Annotated in this window: 14 protein-coding genes; 2 read left to right on the forward strand and 12 right to left on the reverse strand. The window is 61.2% G+C overall.

Annotated features, from left to right (window positions below):
* The first annotated feature begins 28 nt into the window (after positions 1 to 28).
* Complete coding sequence (gene yacG / locus DOM27_RS05630; protein ID WP_110655088.1) at positions 29 to 298, forward strand: DNA gyrase inhibitor YacG; 270 nt, start codon at positions 29 to 31, stop codon at positions 296 to 298.
* 113 nt (positions 299 to 411) lie between these two features.
* Here the strand turns inward: yacG and DOM27_RS05635 are convergent, their stop codons facing one another.
* The 4 genes from DOM27_RS05635 to DOM27_RS05650 form a co-directional block, all read right to left on the reverse strand.
* A complete protein-coding gene (locus DOM27_RS05635; protein ID WP_110655089.1) occupies positions 412 to 1,368 on the reverse strand; it encodes a Nudix family hydrolase in 957 nt (318 codons plus the stop codon).
* Between the two features lie 132 nt (positions 1,369 to 1,500).
* A complete protein-coding gene (gene argJ, locus DOM27_RS05640) occupies positions 1,501 to 2,709 on the reverse strand; it encodes a bifunctional glutamate N-acetyltransferase/amino-acid acetyltransferase ArgJ (protein WP_110655090.1) in 1,209 nt (402 codons plus the stop codon).
* 46 nt (positions 2,710 to 2,755) lie between these two features.
* A complete protein-coding gene (gene secA, locus DOM27_RS05645; RefSeq protein WP_110655091.1) occupies positions 2,756 to 5,488 on the reverse strand; it encodes a preprotein translocase subunit SecA in 2,733 nt (910 codons plus the stop codon).
* A 101-nt stretch (positions 5,489 to 5,589) separates the two neighbouring features.
* Positions 5,590 to 5,934 (reverse strand): hypothetical protein, encoded by a 345-nt coding sequence (locus DOM27_RS05650; RefSeq protein ID WP_110655092.1) that lies wholly within the window; start codon positions 5,932 to 5,934, stop codon positions 5,590 to 5,592.
* Between the two features lie 62 nt (positions 5,935 to 5,996).
* On the opposite strand from DOM27_RS05650, the gene DOM27_RS05655 reads away from it, so the two are divergent.
* Positions 5,997 to 6,482 (forward strand): DUF721 domain-containing protein, encoded by a 486-nt coding sequence (locus DOM27_RS05655; RefSeq protein ID WP_110655093.1) that lies wholly within the window; start codon positions 5,997 to 5,999, stop codon positions 6,480 to 6,482.
* Between the two features lie 179 nt (positions 6,483 to 6,661).
* On the opposite strand, the gene lpxC is transcribed toward DOM27_RS05655, so the two are convergent.
* The 8 genes from lpxC to murD all read right to left on the reverse strand — a co-directional run bounded on the left by lpxC (position 6,662) and on the right by murD (position 16,480).
* Entirely contained in the window at positions 6,662 to 7,573 is a 912-nt protein-coding gene (gene lpxC, locus DOM27_RS05660; protein ID WP_110655094.1) for a UDP-3-O-acyl-N-acetylglucosamine deacetylase, read from the reverse strand.
* Positions 7,574 to 7,686: 113 nt separating this feature from the next.
* A complete protein-coding gene (gene ftsZ, locus DOM27_RS05665; RefSeq protein ID WP_110655095.1) occupies positions 7,687 to 8,856 on the reverse strand; it encodes a cell division protein FtsZ in 1,170 nt (389 codons plus the stop codon).
* Positions 8,857 to 8,886: 30 nt separating this feature from the next.
* Positions 8,887 to 10,158 carry a cell division protein FtsA gene (gene ftsA / locus DOM27_RS05670; RefSeq protein WP_110655096.1) on the reverse strand — a complete coding sequence of 424 codons (1,272 nt, stop codon included), beginning with the start codon at positions 10,156 to 10,158 and terminating at the stop codon, positions 8,887 to 8,889.
* A gap of 338 nt (positions 10,159 to 10,496) precedes the next feature.
* Positions 10,497 to 11,216 (reverse strand): cell division protein FtsQ/DivIB, encoded by a 720-nt coding sequence (locus DOM27_RS05675; protein WP_110655097.1) that lies wholly within the window; start codon positions 11,214 to 11,216, stop codon positions 10,497 to 10,499.
* Positions 11,217 to 11,358: 142 nt separating this feature from the next.
* The gene (murC, locus tag DOM27_RS05680) at positions 11,359 to 12,768 is read right to left on the reverse strand and encodes a UDP-N-acetylmuramate--L-alanine ligase (RefSeq protein ID WP_245392612.1); all 1,410 of its coding nucleotides are present in this window, start codon (positions 12,766 to 12,768) and stop codon (positions 11,359 to 11,361) included.
* 34 nt (positions 12,769 to 12,802) lie between these two features.
* Positions 12,803 to 13,888 (reverse strand): undecaprenyldiphospho-muramoylpentapeptide beta-N-acetylglucosaminyltransferase, encoded by a 1,086-nt coding sequence (gene murG, locus DOM27_RS05685; RefSeq protein ID WP_110655099.1) that lies wholly within the window; start codon positions 13,886 to 13,888, stop codon positions 12,803 to 12,805.
* Complete coding sequence (gene ftsW, locus DOM27_RS05690; RefSeq protein ID WP_245392605.1) at positions 13,881 to 15,131, reverse strand: putative lipid II flippase FtsW; 1,251 nt, start codon at positions 15,129 to 15,131, stop codon at positions 13,881 to 13,883. The genes murG and ftsW overlap by 8 nt, the downstream gene beginning before the upstream one ends.
* The gene (gene murD / locus DOM27_RS05695) at positions 15,125 to 16,480 is read right to left on the reverse strand and encodes a UDP-N-acetylmuramoyl-L-alanine--D-glutamate ligase (protein ID WP_110655100.1); all 1,356 of its coding nucleotides are present in this window, start codon (positions 16,478 to 16,480) and stop codon (positions 15,125 to 15,127) included. Before murD ends, ftsW begins: the two co-directional genes overlap by 7 nt.
* Between the last annotated feature and the right edge of the window lie 49 nt (positions 16,481 to 16,529).

The raw sequence follows: 16,529 nt of genomic DNA on the forward strand, positions 1-16,529 counted from the left end.
GAAAGCCACCGACACGACACCTCTCGCCATGACCCGACGTAACGACCCCAGTAATGATGCAACCCCGGGTGCCGGCCCCGCCTCCGGCAAGAAGCCGTTGACGGTACCCTGCCCTCAGTGCCAGAAACCGATCGCCTGGACGACCGAAAATCTCTATCGGCCATTCTGCTCGAAACGCTGCAAGCTACTCGATCTCGGGGCCTGGGCCGACGGCTCCCACCGCATTGCCGGCGAGCCGCATATGGATGAAACCGAACTCGACGAATTGATCGACCGCCTCGAGCGCGGCCAGGACTGACACTCGCAGCGAGGCCGCCACCTCGAGCCTCCTCCGGCAAACCCACGGTCCGCCCACCGAAACGAAAGACGCCGCACGAATTCGCGCGGAGTCTTTGTTCGTGTCAATGCCTTTCAATCCTGATCGTTGCGCCAGAAATCACGGATCGACGCGATGCCCTGGGCGCCGACAGCCCGCGCCTGACTGGCGTGGTGGCGCGTCATGCCGCCCAGTGCGAATACCGGCATCGCAGCCATTTCCACCATCTGCTGGAAATCGTGCCAGCCGATGGTGACCGCATCAGGATGCGATGGCGTTGGCGCCAACGGCGACAGTGTGACGAAATCGCAGTCGATCGCGCCGGCCTGAGTCAGCTGCTCATCGCCGTGAGTCGATGCGCCCAGCCACTTGTTGCTGGGGACGGGGCGATGCTTGAGCGACATCAGCCGCGCACTGGTCAGATGAATGCCGTCGGCATCGACGCGCTGCAGCCATTCGGGGTCCGCATTGAGCAGCAGTCGGGCCGCGTATCGATGACACAGCTCGAGAGTCTTCTCCGCTCGCGCCTGATAGGCGGCGTCGTCCAGCCCCTTCGCGCGCAGCTGGACCAGCCGAACGTTGTCTTCCTTCAGCGCGTGCTCGAGCCGCTGCAGAAAGACCGTATCGTCGGTCTCTTCCGCGGTAATCAGATACTCCTGGGGGAGCGCCACCGCTTGCAGAATCGGCAGGTTGGCCGCCGGAAACGGATAATTGGGCAGGTCATCGACCTCGACCCAGCGTACCGGCTGGCCTTCTCGGCCGTAAGGATCGCCGTCATATTCGCGCACCTGCCACACGTCCAGCAGAATATGCTTGTCGGGATATTCGTGGTGCACCCGAATCAGCGGTTGCGCGCGCACGATCTGGATGCCGAGTTCTTCGCTCAGTTCCCGCTTGAGTGCCTCGAGCCCGGTCTCGTAGGGCGCCAGCTTGCCCCCCGGGAACTCCCACAGACCACCTTGATCGGCAGTCGCGGGGCGCTTGGCGATCAGCACCCGTCCGTCGCCGCGAATGACAGCGGCTGCCGCTACATGGACCCGTCTTTTGATCATCTCGCTATGTCTCTCGCACCACTGCAGTGTTTAACGTCGACGCGCGCCCGTGGAAAGCGTCGGTCGTTCGAATGGCGCTCATCCCCTGGATCGCGCTCGTCGTCGGGATAGCGCCCATCTTTTGGATAGCGCTCAACTGCGGTAATCCGCGTTGATCGATACGTAATCGTGAGAGAGATCGGAAGTCCAGACCGTCGCGCTGGCCGCGCCCCGGCCAAGTCGAATCCGGATGGGAATCTCTTCCTGCGCCATGACCCGACTGCCGATCTCTTCGGTATAGCTGTCGGCACGCCCACCGTGTTCGACCAGACGTTCGCCACCCAGATCGATGACGATACGCTCGACGTCGAGCGCTTCCACTGGCGCACGGCCCACGGCCGCGAGAATCCGGCCCCAGTTGGCATCGCAGGCGTAGAGCGCCGTCTTGACCAGCGGCGAGTGGGCCACCGTAAACGCGACCGCACGGGCCTCGTCGACGCTGGCCGCCTGTTCGACGTTGAGCGTGACGAACTTGGTCGCCCCTTCGCCATCGCGGATGATCGCCTGGGCCAGTTCGGTCAATACCGCCGTCAGGGCCTCGCGGAAGCGTCGCTCGTCATCGGCGGACTCGACAGCCGGGCCGCGGCCCGTGGCGATCAGGGTGCAGGCGTCGTTAGTGGAGGTATCGGAATCCACGGTGATCGAATTGAACGATACCTGAACGGATTCGCGCAGCCAGTGTTGAAGCTTCGCCGGTTCCACGGCCGCATCGCAAGCGACGAAGCCGAGCATGGTCGCCATGTTGGGCTGGATCATGCCCGAGCCTTTGCTGATGCCGTTGAGGGTAACGGTGCCACCGCTGAGCTCGACCTGAATCGAAGCGCCCTTGATTCGGGTATCGGTGGTCATGATGCCCTCGGCAGCCAGCGCCCAGCCGGCTTCGTCAAGCGACTCCATCGCCGCCGGCAAGCCAGCGGCAATGCGTCCCACCGGCAAGGGCTCGCCGATCACGCCGGTCGAGAACGGCAGTATCTGGTGGGGACCGACACCGGCCAGATCCGCCAACGAGGTACAGCAGCTTTCGGCATCCTGGCGGCCACGAACGCCCGTCCCGGCATTGGCGTTTCCGGTATTGATCAGCAGATAGCGCGGAGCGGACTGCTGCAAGTGCTCACGCGCCACCTGTACCGGCGCGGCACAGAAGGCGTTGCGCGTGAACGTTGCCGCGACCGCGGCATCTTCCGGTATCTCGATCACTACCAGATCGCGGCGATCGGGCTTCTTGATCCCGGCCATCGCCGTACCCAGACGCACGCCCCCGATGGCTGGCATCTCCGGAAATACTGACTGTCCTACGGCCATCTCGATTCTCCTTGAAAGGCCCGGGCTTGCCGGGCCCTGCATCGCCTCAGCTGAGCGTGCCGTGGCACTGCTTGTATTTCTTGCCGGAACCGCACGGGCAAGGATCGTTGCGGCCGACCTTGGGGCTCTCGCGACGGACCGGCTGGGCGCCGTCGTCATCGGCTTCCGTTTCCCGTTCGGCCGTTTGCTGAGCAGCGGCCACAGCGTCTTCGTGCACCGACTGACTGGAAGCCTTTTCCCGCTCGAGCGCTTCGCGACGCTGGCGTTCGAGATCCTCGACCTCCTCCTGACGGCGCACCTGGACGTGGCTCAGAATTCGCGTGACATCGTGCTTGATGTTGTAGAGCAACGACTGGAACAGTTCGAACGCTTCGCGCTTGTACTCCTGCTTGGGGTTTTTCTGCGCGTAGCCACGCAGGTGGATACCGCGTCGCAGGTGATCCATCGACTGCAGGTGCTCCTTCCAGCGAGTGTCCAGCACCTGAAGCATCACCTGCTTCTCGAAGCGTCGCATCATGTCACCGCCGATCGCGTCGACCTTGGCAACATACTGCCCACGGTGCTGATCGAGCAGGCGCTGGCGCAGCACTTCCTCGTTGAAGTTGTCGTCCTCTTCCGCCCATTGCACCAGCGGCAGATCGAGATTGAACTCCTGCTTGAGCTGATCCTGGAGCCCGGCCAGCTCCCACTGCTCCGGCAGACTCTGCGGCGGCACATAATCGGAGATAGTCTGCTCGAGTACCTCGTCACGAATGCTGGCGACGTTATCGGAAATCTCGTCGGCGGCAAGAATGTCGTCGCGCTGCTCATAGATGACCCGGCGCTGATCGTTGGAGACGTCGTCGTACTCCAGCAACTGTTTACGAATGTCGAAGTTGCGGCCCTCGACCTTCTTCTGCGCGCGTTCGACGGCATTCGAGACCATCTTGTGTTCGATGGCTTCGCCTTCCTCGAGCCCCAGGGCCCCCATCAGACGCTGCACGCGGTCGGACCCGAACAGTCGCATCAGACTATCTTCCAACGACAGGAAGAAACGCGTCGAGCCCGGATCCCCCTGACGGCCGGCACGCCCGCGCAGCTGGTTGTCGATACGTCGAGATTCGTGACGTTCTGAACCGATGACGTGCAGTCCGCCGGCTTCGAGCACCGCATCGTGGCGCTGCTGCCACTCGGCCTTGATCGCGGCGATCTGTTCGTCGCTGGGATTTTCGAGTTTGGCAACCTCGGCCTCCCAGTTACCCCCCAACATGATGTCGGTACCGCGACCGGCCATGTTGGTCGCCAGGGTGATAGCGCCGGGGCGGCCGGCCTGGGCGATGATCTCGGCTTCACTATCGTGCTGCTTGGCATTGAGCACGTTGTGCGGGATTTTCTTCTCCTGCATCAGCTTGGAGAGATATTCAGAGGTTTCGATCGACGCGGTACCCACCAGCACAGGTCGGTTGGCCTCGCGCTGGGTGTTGACGTCCTCGATGATTGCGCCATATTTCTCTTCGGCGCTGAGATAGACCAGATCATTGAGATCCTGACGCGCCAACGGACGGTTGGTCGGAATGACCAACACGTCGAGACCATAGATATGGTTGAACTCGAATGCTTCGGTATCCGCGGTGCCGGTCATGCCAGCCAGTTTTTCGTAGAGCCGGAAATAGTTCTGGAAGGTGGTAGAGGCCAACGTCTGGCTCTCGCGCTGAATGTTGACCCCTTCCTTGGCCTCGACCGCCTGATGCAGGCCTTCCGACCAGCGACGACCGGGCATGGTACGACCGGTATGTTCGTCGACGATGACCACGTTGCCGTCGGCGACGATATAGTCGACATCACGATGGTAGAGGCATCGGGCACGCAGCGCGGAGTGAATATGCTGCAACAGGCCCAGGTTCTGTACGGCGTAGAGCGATTCCTCCGTTTTCAGCAACCCCGCCTCGCGCATCAGCTCCTCGACCTTCTGATGCCCTTCTTCGGTCAATTCGACCTGTTTCTGCTTTTCATCGATCAGGAAGTCACCGGTACTCGGATCTTCCTCGTCGGTGCACTGCACGAGCTGCTTGGAGAGCGTGTGGATGGTGCGATAAAGCTCGACGTTCTCCTCAACCGGGCCGGAGATGATCAGCGGCGTACGCGCCTCGTCGATCAGGATCGAGTCGACCTCATCGATGATCGCGTAGTGCAACGGACGCTGGACCTTGTCCTGCATCGAGAACGCCATGTTGTCGCGCAGGTAGTCGAAGCCATATTCGTTGTTGGTGCCGTAAGTGATGTCGCAGGCGTAGGCCTGGCGCTTCTCATCGTTGGGCTGGCCCGAAGCGATGACGCCGACGCTTAGACCGAGGAATTCGTAGAGCGGACGCATCCAGTTGGCATCACGACTGGCCAGATAGTCGTTGACCGTGACCACATGAACGCCTTTGCCCAGCAACGCGTTGAAGTAGACGGCCAGGGTGCCAACCAACGTTTTACCTTCACCGGTCTTCATCTCCGCGATTCGACCATCGTTCAGGGACATGCCGCCGACCATCTGCACATCAAAATGGCGCATGCCCAGAACGCGTTTGCTGGCCTCTCGGACGGTGGCAAACGCTTCCGGCAGCAGCCCCTCGTGCTTTTCACCATCGGCGAGGCGCTGACGAAACTCGGCGGTCTTGGCCTGAAGCGCGACATCGTCGAGCGCTTCGAAGGTCGCCTCAAGATCGTTGATCGCCACGACCTGCTTGCGCATGCGTTTGACGTCGCGGTCGTTCTTGGAGCCGACCAGTTTATGTAGCAATCCATTCAACATGATGTAGTTCCTGCCTAACTCTGTTCTTGTGCTGCGCTGGGGCAACGACACGACGAACGACCCGCATCGGCTGCCGATATGATGAAACGTGTAACCAGAGATCAGACAGAAATCGGCGGGCCGCGACGGGAGATGACGTCCAGCGCAGCACTGAGAGTGATGACGGGTTCGACATAGACGGAGCGTTGCGACAGAGCGGCCGCGGCTTGCGGGTGCGTGGGGCGCTTGGCGGCAACGCGCGCAACACGCCGGGATTCCGCACGGATGGCCTCCGGAGCCATCAGATAGACCTGGGTGAGGCGCTCGGCCAGCCGCAATGCCTCGGCGTGAATCAGGCCCGCGGGCAACAGACAGCCGACCAGCACACTGGCCAGCCACCAATGGGCTCGCTGCCGGGGGCGCCAGATTGCGCCACGCTGACCGGACTGCGCTTTGGCCGAAGTCATGCTGTCGACGAACTCCGCGTCGTGATAGGTTTAGCGGGTCATTTCCCACTGCGTGCAAGCCGATGAGTATAAAGGCTAAGCGTTTACGAGCCCAGCCCGTTTCCCGACTGCTGGAACAACCCGGCGGATTGGGTGACGTCATGCGCATGGCGACACTGATCGAACGCGCCCAGACCCATCTGCGAAGCCACGTGCCACCGGACGTCGCCGAACATCTCTACGTGGGCGGCTATCACGACGGCGTGCTGACGCTGATCACCGATCGAGCCGCCTGGCTGACCTGGCTACGCTACGAGCAGCCGCGCCTGCTCAAGCTGTTGCATCAGTTGCCGGGGTTCGAGGCGATCATGAAATTCTCGCTGAAGGTACGCCCCATACGTCCCGTCAAGGCAGTGCCGCGCCAAACCCGCCGCCTGTCGCCGGCCGGCGCCGAGGCGCTCTCTCACTGCGCGGAGAGTCTCGATGATTCGCCACTCAAGCGATCGTTGAATCGACTGGCCTCCCACGCCGATGTGCCATCCGAGTCTGGCGACGAGCCCTCAGCGTGACCTTGGCACGAGTCGAGCGTTGGCAAGATCCTAGTCTTCTTACGAGCCATGAATGAGTGCGGGCTGGCCGTCATGACCGCTGACGATTTGCAAACCGCAGAAACGACAACGCCGATCCGGAGATCGGCGTCTGGCCAAGCGGCAAGCAGGACAGCCTGAAGTGATCGGCTGCCGGAGCCCTACGCCATGGCAGGTGCTGCATAAGAGATAGGGGCGGCCTGAGTCGACTCTTCGAAAGTCACGATCTCGTAAGCCTCGGGATGAGCCAGCAGCTCGCGGCAAAGCTGGTTGTTGAGTCCATGGCCGGATTTGTAGCCTTTGAACTCGCCGATGAGACTGCAACCCAATTGATAGAGGTCACCGATCGCATCCAGCATCTTGTGCTTCACGAACTCATCGTCGTAACGCAAGCCATCCTGGTTGACGATGCGGTAATCATCGACAACGATCGCATTGTCGAGACTGCCACCCAGCGCCAGATTCTGTGAGCGCAGAAACTCCAGATCACGCATGAACCCGAAAGTGCGGGCACGGGAAACTTCCTTGACAAAAGACGTGGTCGAGAAATCGACGCTGGCCGTCTGCTTCTGCTGCTCGAAGACAGGGTGATCGAAGTCGATCGCGAAGCTGACCTTGAAGCCGTTATGCGGCAGGAAGGTCGCCTGCTTGCCATCATCGTTGACCGTCACTTCGCGCTTGATACGAATGAACCGCTTAGGGGCCGCCTGCTCGGCGATGCCCGCCGACTGAATCAGGAAGACGAACGGTCCGGCACTGCCGTCCATGATCGGCACTTCCGGCGCGCTCAGTTCGACATAGGCATTATCGATGCCCAAACCTGCAAACGCTGACATCAAGTGCTCGACCGTGGCCACCTTGACGCCATCCTTGGACAGCGCGGTGCACAGGTTAGTGTCGGTAACACTTTCGGCGTGAGCCGGAATGTGCACTACCGGGTCGAGATCGGTACGCACGAACACGATGCCCGTGTTGGGCGCCGCAGGACGCAGCGTCAGATACACTTTCTCTCCGGAGTGGAGCCCCACGCCAGTGGCGCGAATCGTGTTCTGCAACGTTCGTTGTTTGATCATGGCATCGACCTAACAGTCAAATGGTTTGGAAACGGTGTTCACTATAACACCAAACCAAAGGCCTACCAACCATATCGACGTTACAGAATGATGATCGGCAGTTTAAAATACTATCAATCAGCCTGACGACGCAGGAACGCAGGAATGTCCAGGTAGTCATCCATGTCAGACGACTTGCGCCGATCCTGCTGCGGCTTCTTCGCCGCGGCTTCCTGCTCGGCACGCGCGGCCTGCTGACGCATTACCGCCGGCTGCTGCAGCTTGCGATAGTCCGTCGTTTCCGGACGCGAGGCAGCGGTTTCGCGAGGAATCGCCTTCTCTTTCTGCGCGTCGAGACCTGCGGCCACGACCGTCACCCTCAGTTCGTCGGACATCTCCATGTCAATGGAAGTCCCCACGACGATGGTGGCATCCTGCGAAGCGAACTCCTGAACCGTGGCACCCACATCGTTGAATTCACCGATGGAGAGATCCGGACCAGCAGTGATATTGACCAGAATGCCGCGAGCGCCATGAAGGTCGATATCTTCGAGTAGCGGGCTACGAATGGCTTTCTCGGCAGCTTCGCGCGCGCGGTTTTCACCGGTGGCGGCGCCAGTGCCCATCATCGCCATGCCCATTTCCGACATCACCGTCCGCACGTCAGCAAAGTCGACGTTGATGATACCGGGGCTGGTGATCAGCTCAGCGATCCCCTGGACGGCGCCCAACAGCACGTCGTTGGCAGCGCTGAACGCCGTCAGCAGGCTGGCATTTTTGCCCAGTACCGACAGCAGCTTCTCGTTGGGAATGGTGATCAGCGAATCGACGTACTCGGACAGCTCCTTCATTCCCTCTTCGGCTGCGCGCATGCGCTTAGGACCTTCGAACGGGAACGGGCGAGTGACGACCGCAACCGTCAGGATGCCGAGCTCCTTCGCCACCTGCGCAACGACGGGTGCACCGCCGGTGCCGGTGCCGCCGCCCATGCCGGCCGTGATGAAGACCATGTCCGCACCCTGGAGCATTTCCGCGATGCGTTCGCGATCTTCCATCGCCGCCTGGCGACCAACATCAGGGTTGGCTCCCGCGCCCAACCCTTTGGTGATCTCGCCACCCAGCTGAAGCACGGTCTTGGCCGCCACGCGCTTGAGCGCCTGGGCATCGGTGTTGGCGCAGATGAACTCGACGCCTTCGATGTTGCTCTCGACCATGTGGTTGACAGCGTTGCCGCCGCCGCCGCCGACACCGATGACTTTGATGACTGCACTACTAGAAGGTGCGTTATCTACTAGTTCGAACATTGCCCCGTCTCCAAGACCGCTTGCGGCCTGTCAGAAATTTCCTTTAAACCAGCCTTTGAGTCGCTCCAGCGTCGAAACCTCATCCCTGGTTGCGCGCCGGGGAAGTGAGTCTTCCCGTTGAGGCTGGGCTGATACTGCGCGAGAGTGCTTGGCGTCTTTCATTCCGTAGAATAGCAAACCAACCCCCGTCGAATAAATCGGGTTACGCACCACGTCCGCCAAGCCGCGGACATTGTACGGGCAAGCGATGCGTACCGGCATATGGAATATCTCCTCAGCCAGCTCCACGACGCCTTCCATGCGAGAGGTGCCACCCGTCAGTACGACACCGGCCGCCACCAGGTCCTCGTACCCACTACGACGCAGCTCTTCGCGCACCAGGGTGAAGAGTTCCTCGTAACGGGGCTCCACGACTTCCGCCAATGCCTGGCGGGAGAGGTCCCGCGCCGGGCGGTCACCGACACTGGGAACCTTTATCATTTCGTCGCTGCTCGCCAACTGTGTCAGCGCGCAGGCATATTTGACCTTGATGTCTTCGGCATACTGGGTCGGCGTACGCAACGCCATGGCGATATCATTGGTCACCTGATCGCCGGCGATCGGAATCACTGCGGTGTGTCGAATCGCGCCTTCGGTAAATACGGCAATATCCGTGGTACCACCACCGATGTCGACCATGCACACGCCGAGCTCACGTTCGTCCTCGGTCAACACCGCATGACTGGAGGCGAGCTGCTCAAGAATGATGTCATCCACTTCCAGCCCGCAACGCCGCACACATTTCTCGATATTCTGAACGGCATTCATGGCCGCCGTCACCAGATGCACGCGAGCCTCGAGGCGTACGCCGGACATGCCAAGGGGTTCGCGGATCCCCTCTTGGGTATCGATCGCGAACTCCTGCGGGATGACGTGAAGCACCCGCTGTCCTTCAGAGATGGCGCGGGCGCGAGCGGAATCGATGACACGCTCTATGTCGGCCTGCGCGACTTCGCGGTCCTTGATCGCCACGACCCCATCGGAATTCATGGAGCTGATATGGCTACCGGCGATACCGACATACACGGAATGAATGTCGCAGCCAGCCATCAATTCGGCTTCTTCCACGGCGCGCTGAATCGACTGAACGGTTGATTCGATATTGATCACGACGCCCTTCTTCATACCACGAGAAGGATGTGAACCAATCCCGGCGATTTCCAACCCGCCATCGTCAGTGGGTTGCCCCACGATGGCGACCACCTTGGATGTTCCGATATCCAGCCCGACCACCATATTGGAAGCGTTGGATTGTCCTGCCATAGGTCGGGGTCGCTCCTCAAACTTCACCAGTAAACCGGATGAAAATAGGCTAATAAAGACTCGCGCTTATTATAGGAACAAGACGACCTTTTTCACCAGCCCATCGTTGAAACAAAAGCCACATTAAGCTCTTTTTCTTTAAAAGGGAAATAAGGAAGGAGGCTAGCGGCTATTTACGAGCTTGCGAAATAACGAAATGGGTCGATAGTCGTGATGAAGAGCGAGGCTGAACAAGCCTGTTGCCCCGCTTCTCACGGCGTCTATCGCTCAAGATAATATTCTCTCAGAAGCGCCGGCCAAGGGGTCAGGACTGGCTAAACGAACCGCGATGACGAGAACTAATCACCCGACGTCATTGTCGTTTCGCCATGACGTGCCACCGAAACTCCGTTGGGATAACGCAAGTCGATGTAGCGTATCTGCGACGCCTCTTCACTTAACTGTCGCTTCCATGCAGCAATAAAACGAGCCAATCGTGCATCCAAGTCGGCACGCCCCAGAATTACCCAGACGCCATCATTGACTTGGAAACGCCAGGCGCCTCGGGGTTCCAATCTCAACTGCGTGATCGACAGTCCGAGATTCGACAGCGTGCGGCGCAACGAGTCGTAATAACCGAGCACCTCTCGACCCGATCCCTGGGGCCCCCCGAGATCAGGCAGGCGGCGACCAAGATCCGTCACCGGGCCGGGCGCGAACGACTGCCCCCGGCTATTCAGCAATCGGTCATCGTTCCAGCGAGCAACCGGATCCTGTTCATAGAGAACGAATCTCAGGGTATTCGGCCATTCCCGCGAGACCGTCACTTCCCGCAACCATCCAATCGCGCGCGCTTCATTGCGTAGATCGGTCAAGGACAAGGAGAGCCAGGTGTGTCCCCTCACCAGCGGCGCCAGCTCCTTCTGAAGATAACTCGCACTCACGTAATTCAAGTCGCCACTGATCGAGACTCGCTCGATGGGCTTGTCCAACCACAGCCACAGCGCCCTGCCGCCGGCACCAATGAGGACCACGAGCATGAGCACACCCAGCAACGTGCCCCGCGCGTTCGTGTTCATGACGGTCGCCCCATGTTCGCGTCATCGAGACGCCAAACGTCACGGGACTCGGTGACGTCATCGAAACCTGAGGTACCGTCGAGAGCCGAAACAACCCGGCCCTGTCGCGTCATGACGCGCACGTTCTTCTCCGATAACCCGCTCAAAGGCTCACCTCGTCGAGATCGAGCGCGCTCTGGGCGAGTCGCTGAGCAATCCCGCCGATATCGCCAGCGCCCTGGGTCAACAGAATGTCTCCGGGGAGCAGGACTCGCGACAGGATCGCCGGCAAGGCCGACTTGTCTTCGACGAACAACGGATCGACCTGGCCTCGCTGACGAATCGAGCCTGCCAGCGTCTTGCCCTCCGCCCCGGGGATCGGCGCCTCGCCGGCACCGTATACGTCCAGCAACAGCAGCGTGTCGACCCCGGAAAGCACGCGCACGAAATCCTCGTAGAGATCACGCGTACGACTGTAACGGTGCGGCTGATAGATCATCACCAGACGACGCTGCGGCCAGCCCGCCCGCACCGCCCGGATGACCATCTCGACTTCCCGAGGATGATGGCCATAGTCGTCGACCAGCATCACCTCGCCCCCGCGAGGCAGCGAGTAATGACCATGGACCTGGAACCGTCGGCCGACGCCTCCGAAAGATGCGAGCCCCTTGACGATATCATCGTCGCTGACGCCCGCATCGGTAGCGACAGCGATCGCCGCCAGCGCGTTCAGCGCGTTGTGAGTACCGGGCATTGCCAGAGTGATCCGCAAGGACGCCAGTCCGTCGGGGCGTTCGGCGATGAATCGAATGGTCTCGGCGGTCTGCTGGAAGTTCGTCACCCGATAATCGGCTTCCTCGCTGAAGCCATAAGTCACGAACTGGCGCTGAACCTGGGGCAGCAATTCCCGCACGTTATCATCGTCGAGACACAGCACGGCACGGCCGTAGAACGGCAGATTGTGAAGGAACTCGATGAAAGTCGTCTTCAATCGCGAAAAATCGCCATCATAGGTCGCCATATGGTCGGCATCGATGTTGGTGACGATCGATGTCATCGGCTGCAGATGGAGAAAAGACGCGTCGGATTCGTCGGCCTCGGCAACCAGAAAATCCCCGGAACCCAATCGTGCGTTGGTGCCGGCACTGGTCAGTTTGCCACCGATGACGAAAGTCGGATCGAGCCCGGCTTCGGCGAATAGCGTCGACAACAGACTCGTGGTCGTGGTCTTGCCGTGGGTACCGGCAACCGCGATCCCGTGGCGAAAGCGCATCAGTTCGGCCAGCATCTCCGCTCGCCGCACGACCGGAATGCGATGCTCGCGCGCCCACTGGATCTCGGGGTTGGTCGGGTCGACCGCGGTCGAAACCACGATGACATTGGCACCCTCGGCGTTGACCGCCGCATGGCCGATGGCCACCCGAATGCCGCATTGGCGCAAATGCTGCGTCACCGCGGATTCCCGCAGGTCACTGCCACTGACCTCGTAGCCTTCATTGACCAGGACTTCGGCGATACCGCACATACCGGCTCCACCGATCCCGACGAAATGAATGCCTCGAATGCGGCGCATCCCGAGATGCGATCGCGTCGGCCGCGTCTGAATGCTATCGCTCAAAATCGATCTCCATGCAGCCGTCGACCAGACGTTCGACGGCATCGAGGTGGGCTACCCGACGTGCCTGGATCGCCATCCGCGCCAGCACCTCGGGCTGCAAAAGTGACTCGAGAGCTGCCTGCAGGCGCTCAGACGTCAACTCGGCCTGCTGTATCAGCTCGGCGCCACCGGCTTCGACCAGGTGACGCGCATTGTGGGTCTGGTGATCGTCGACCGCGTGAGGAAACGGCACCAGCAACGACGGCTTGGCTGCCGCCGTCAGTTCGGCGATGGTCAGCGCACCGGCGCGACATACGATAATATCCGCCCAGTCATAGGCCTCGGCCATATCGTCGATGAAAACGCTGACATCCGCCTCGACGCCGGCCCCGCGATAGGCTTCTCGCGTGACATCGTCCTTGTCACGTCCGGCCTGATGACGAACCTCGGGACGCCGCGCCACCGGCAATGCCGCCAGCGCCTCCGGCAATTTCTGATTCAGAGACTGCGCGCCCAGCGAACCACCCAATACCAACAAGTGCAGGCTACGCCCGTCCATCTGCCCGGCCGTTCTGGGTTGTTCACCCAGCGTAGCGATGTCGGCACGCACGGGGTTGCCCACTACCTCGGCCTGCTTGCCGGGAAAAGCACCGGGGAACGCCGCATAGACGCGCGTTGCCAGTCGCGCCAATGACCGGTTGGTCAACCCGGCGACTGCATTCTGCTCATGCACGATCAATGGCTTGCCGCTCAATCGCGCCGCCAGCCCGCCGGGGCCGCTGGCAAAACCACCCAGTCCGACGACCAGCTGCGGATCGAAGCGTCGGATCACCCGGCGCGACTGCCAGATGGCACGCGTCAGGCGCCAGGGTATCGCCAACCAACCGGTCAGGCCGTTGCCGCGCAACCCCGCCACATCGATCTGGTTCAGCGTGATATCCGCGGCGGGAACGAGACAATTTTCAATCCCGCGAGGACTCCCCAGCCACTCTACCGTGACGCCACGTTCACGCAGGGCTCTGGCCAGCGACAACGCCGGCACGACGTGTCCACCGGTGCCACCAGCCATGATCAAGACGCGTCGCAACTCACTCATGGTCCGACTCCCTCGCGCCATTCGCCGGCCGTATACCGTTCGTGGTTCTGACCCCGGAATGGGTATCGGCCTCGGAATCGACACCTGGCGCGGGCCGACGCTGGAGTCGCCGCACTTCCGCATCGACTCGGAACAGAATTGCCATCATGACCCCGCTGACGATCAGACTCGAGCCACCGTAACTCAACAGCGGCAGTGTCAACCCCTTGGTTGGCAACATACCAGCGCTGACGGAAATGTTGATGAACGCCTGGGCACCGATGACCAGGGCGATGCCATAACAGAGATAGGCCGCGAACGGGATCCCCGCCAACTCGGCCTTGCGGCCGATCCGGAAGGCCCGAAACACCAGCAGTGCGAATAGTAGAATCACCCCGACGGCCCCGAACAACCCCAGCTCTTCCGCCAGCACGGCAAACACGAAGTCGGTATGCGCCTCGGGTAGATAAAACAGCTTCTGCACGCTGTTACCCAGCCCCAGGCCGAACCAGTGGCCGCGACCGAAGGCGATCAACGCCTGCGTCAACTGATAGCCGGTGTTGTACTGGTCTGCCCATGGGTTGGCAAAGCTGGTGATGCGCTGAAGACGATATGGCTCCGCCACCGCCAGCATCACGGCGCCCGAGCCAACGACGGCCAGAATCAGCAGAAATCGCCATAGCGGCGCGCCGGATAGCAACAACATCCCCATGACACAGCCGGTCAGCACCACGACCGCACCGTAATCGGGTTCCAGTATCAGCAGAAACCCGATCAGCGCCATCACTGCCAACGGACGCATGAACGCGCTCCAGCTCCGACGCACATCGGGCAGATAACGTTCGAGGTAGCCGGCGACGTAAACGATCATGCAAAGCTTGGCGACTTCCGAAGCCTGGATATTGATGATGCCCAGCGGGATCCAGCGGCGACTGCCATTGATCTCGCGCCCCACGATCAGCACCACGAACAGCAGCAACAGCGCCACGATCAGCATCAGCGGCCCTTTCTGCCGCCACCAGTCCAGCGGCAGGCATACGGCAACCAGACCGGCTCCGATCGCCGCGAGCACGAAAATGCCATGACGAATGCTGAAGTAGTAAGGATTACCCGTCAGATTGGCAGCGATCTCGGTCGAGGCAGAAGTCACCATCACCCAGCCGATCAGCATCAATGACAGCGTCGCCAACAGAAGCCAGCCATCGAATGAATGATGCCGCGTGGTGAGCCGGTCCTGCGACGTCTTCAACATGGCCTTCAACATGCGGCTTCCTGCCCTTGTTCGAGAATCTTCCGGAACGATTCGCCACGCGCCAGATAGTTAGGAAACTGATCGAGACTGGCGCAAGCGGGTGACAGCAGCACACAGTCGCCCGGTTCGGCGATCGAGGCAGCCCGACGCATGGCCTGCAAGAGTGTGTCGACACGGCAGGTAGCCACCTGCGACTCGAGCGCAGCAACCAGCAGCCCAGCGTCCTGACCGAACACGATCGCCTCGCGAGCATGACGGGCCAGCGGCGCCGCCAACGGGGTAAAGTCCGCCCCCTTGCCGACACCGCCGCCCAACCAGATCACCCGTCCGGTCAAGGTCTCGCCCAATCCGGCGATCGCCGCCAGAGTGGCGCCCACGTTAGTGCCTTTGGAGTCGTTGATCCACCGCACGCCATCCCGCTCGGCGACGACCTCCCCTCGATGGGGTAGCCCGGCAAACTGTGTCAGAACCCCACGCATGACCGCCACCGACACACCGATGACGTGCCCGATCGCCATCGCCGCCAACGCATTGGCCTGGTTGTGGCGACCCGCCAGACCCAGTTCGCTGACCGGCATCAGCGGTTGCTGGCCATGGCATAGCCACTCGCCGGGTGCACCCGATTCGCCGGGTACGCTAGCGGGAATCGCGATGCCCCACGCCTCGCCTGTTGGCAACTGCGTCGTGAAACGCTCGCAGGGTAACGATGGATTGTCCGGCCAGGTTGCCGGATCGTCGGCGTTGACGACGACATGCACGGCGCTCTCGAAAATTCTGGCCTTGGCGCGCCGGTATCTTTCCATATCGCCATGACGGTCGAGATGATCGGCGGACAGGTTCAAGAAAGCGGCGCAGCTCGCACCCAGAGAGCTCAGGGTCTCCAACTGAAAGCTCGAAAGCTCCAGCACGAACAGCTCGGCATCCGGTTGATCGATCAGCAGATCCAACGCGGCGGCGCCGAGATTGCCGCCCACGGCGACTCGCTTGCCGGCCTGCCGAGCCATGTCGCCGACCAGGGTCGTCACCGTGGACTTGGCATTCGATCCGGTAATGGCCACGATCGGTGCTTCGCAGTGACGCGCGAAAAGCGAAATTTCACCGATGATGCGATCTCGCACCGGGTTCAAACCGCTCTTGTCGAGATCGACCCCCGGACTGACGACGATCTCGGCGAACGCCGATAGATCCAGCGTCGCCAGATCGCCGAGATGAATCTCGACGTCCGGGTATGCTTCACGAAACGCATCGATACCGGGCGGCTCGATTCGGGTATCGGCGACCACGAAGTGCTCTCCGCGCTGCTGCAGAAACCGGGCGATCGCCCGGCCGGAGATTCCCAGCCCGACGACCAGCTTGGGCATGCCGCCCTTTCCCCCGTCACTCCTCGAATGCGGCACGACTCGTTCAATA

It is taken from the genome of Salinicola halimionae (genome assembly GCF_003206065.1).
Lineage (GTDB): Bacteria > Pseudomonadota > Gammaproteobacteria > Pseudomonadales > Halomonadaceae > Salinicola > Salinicola halimionae.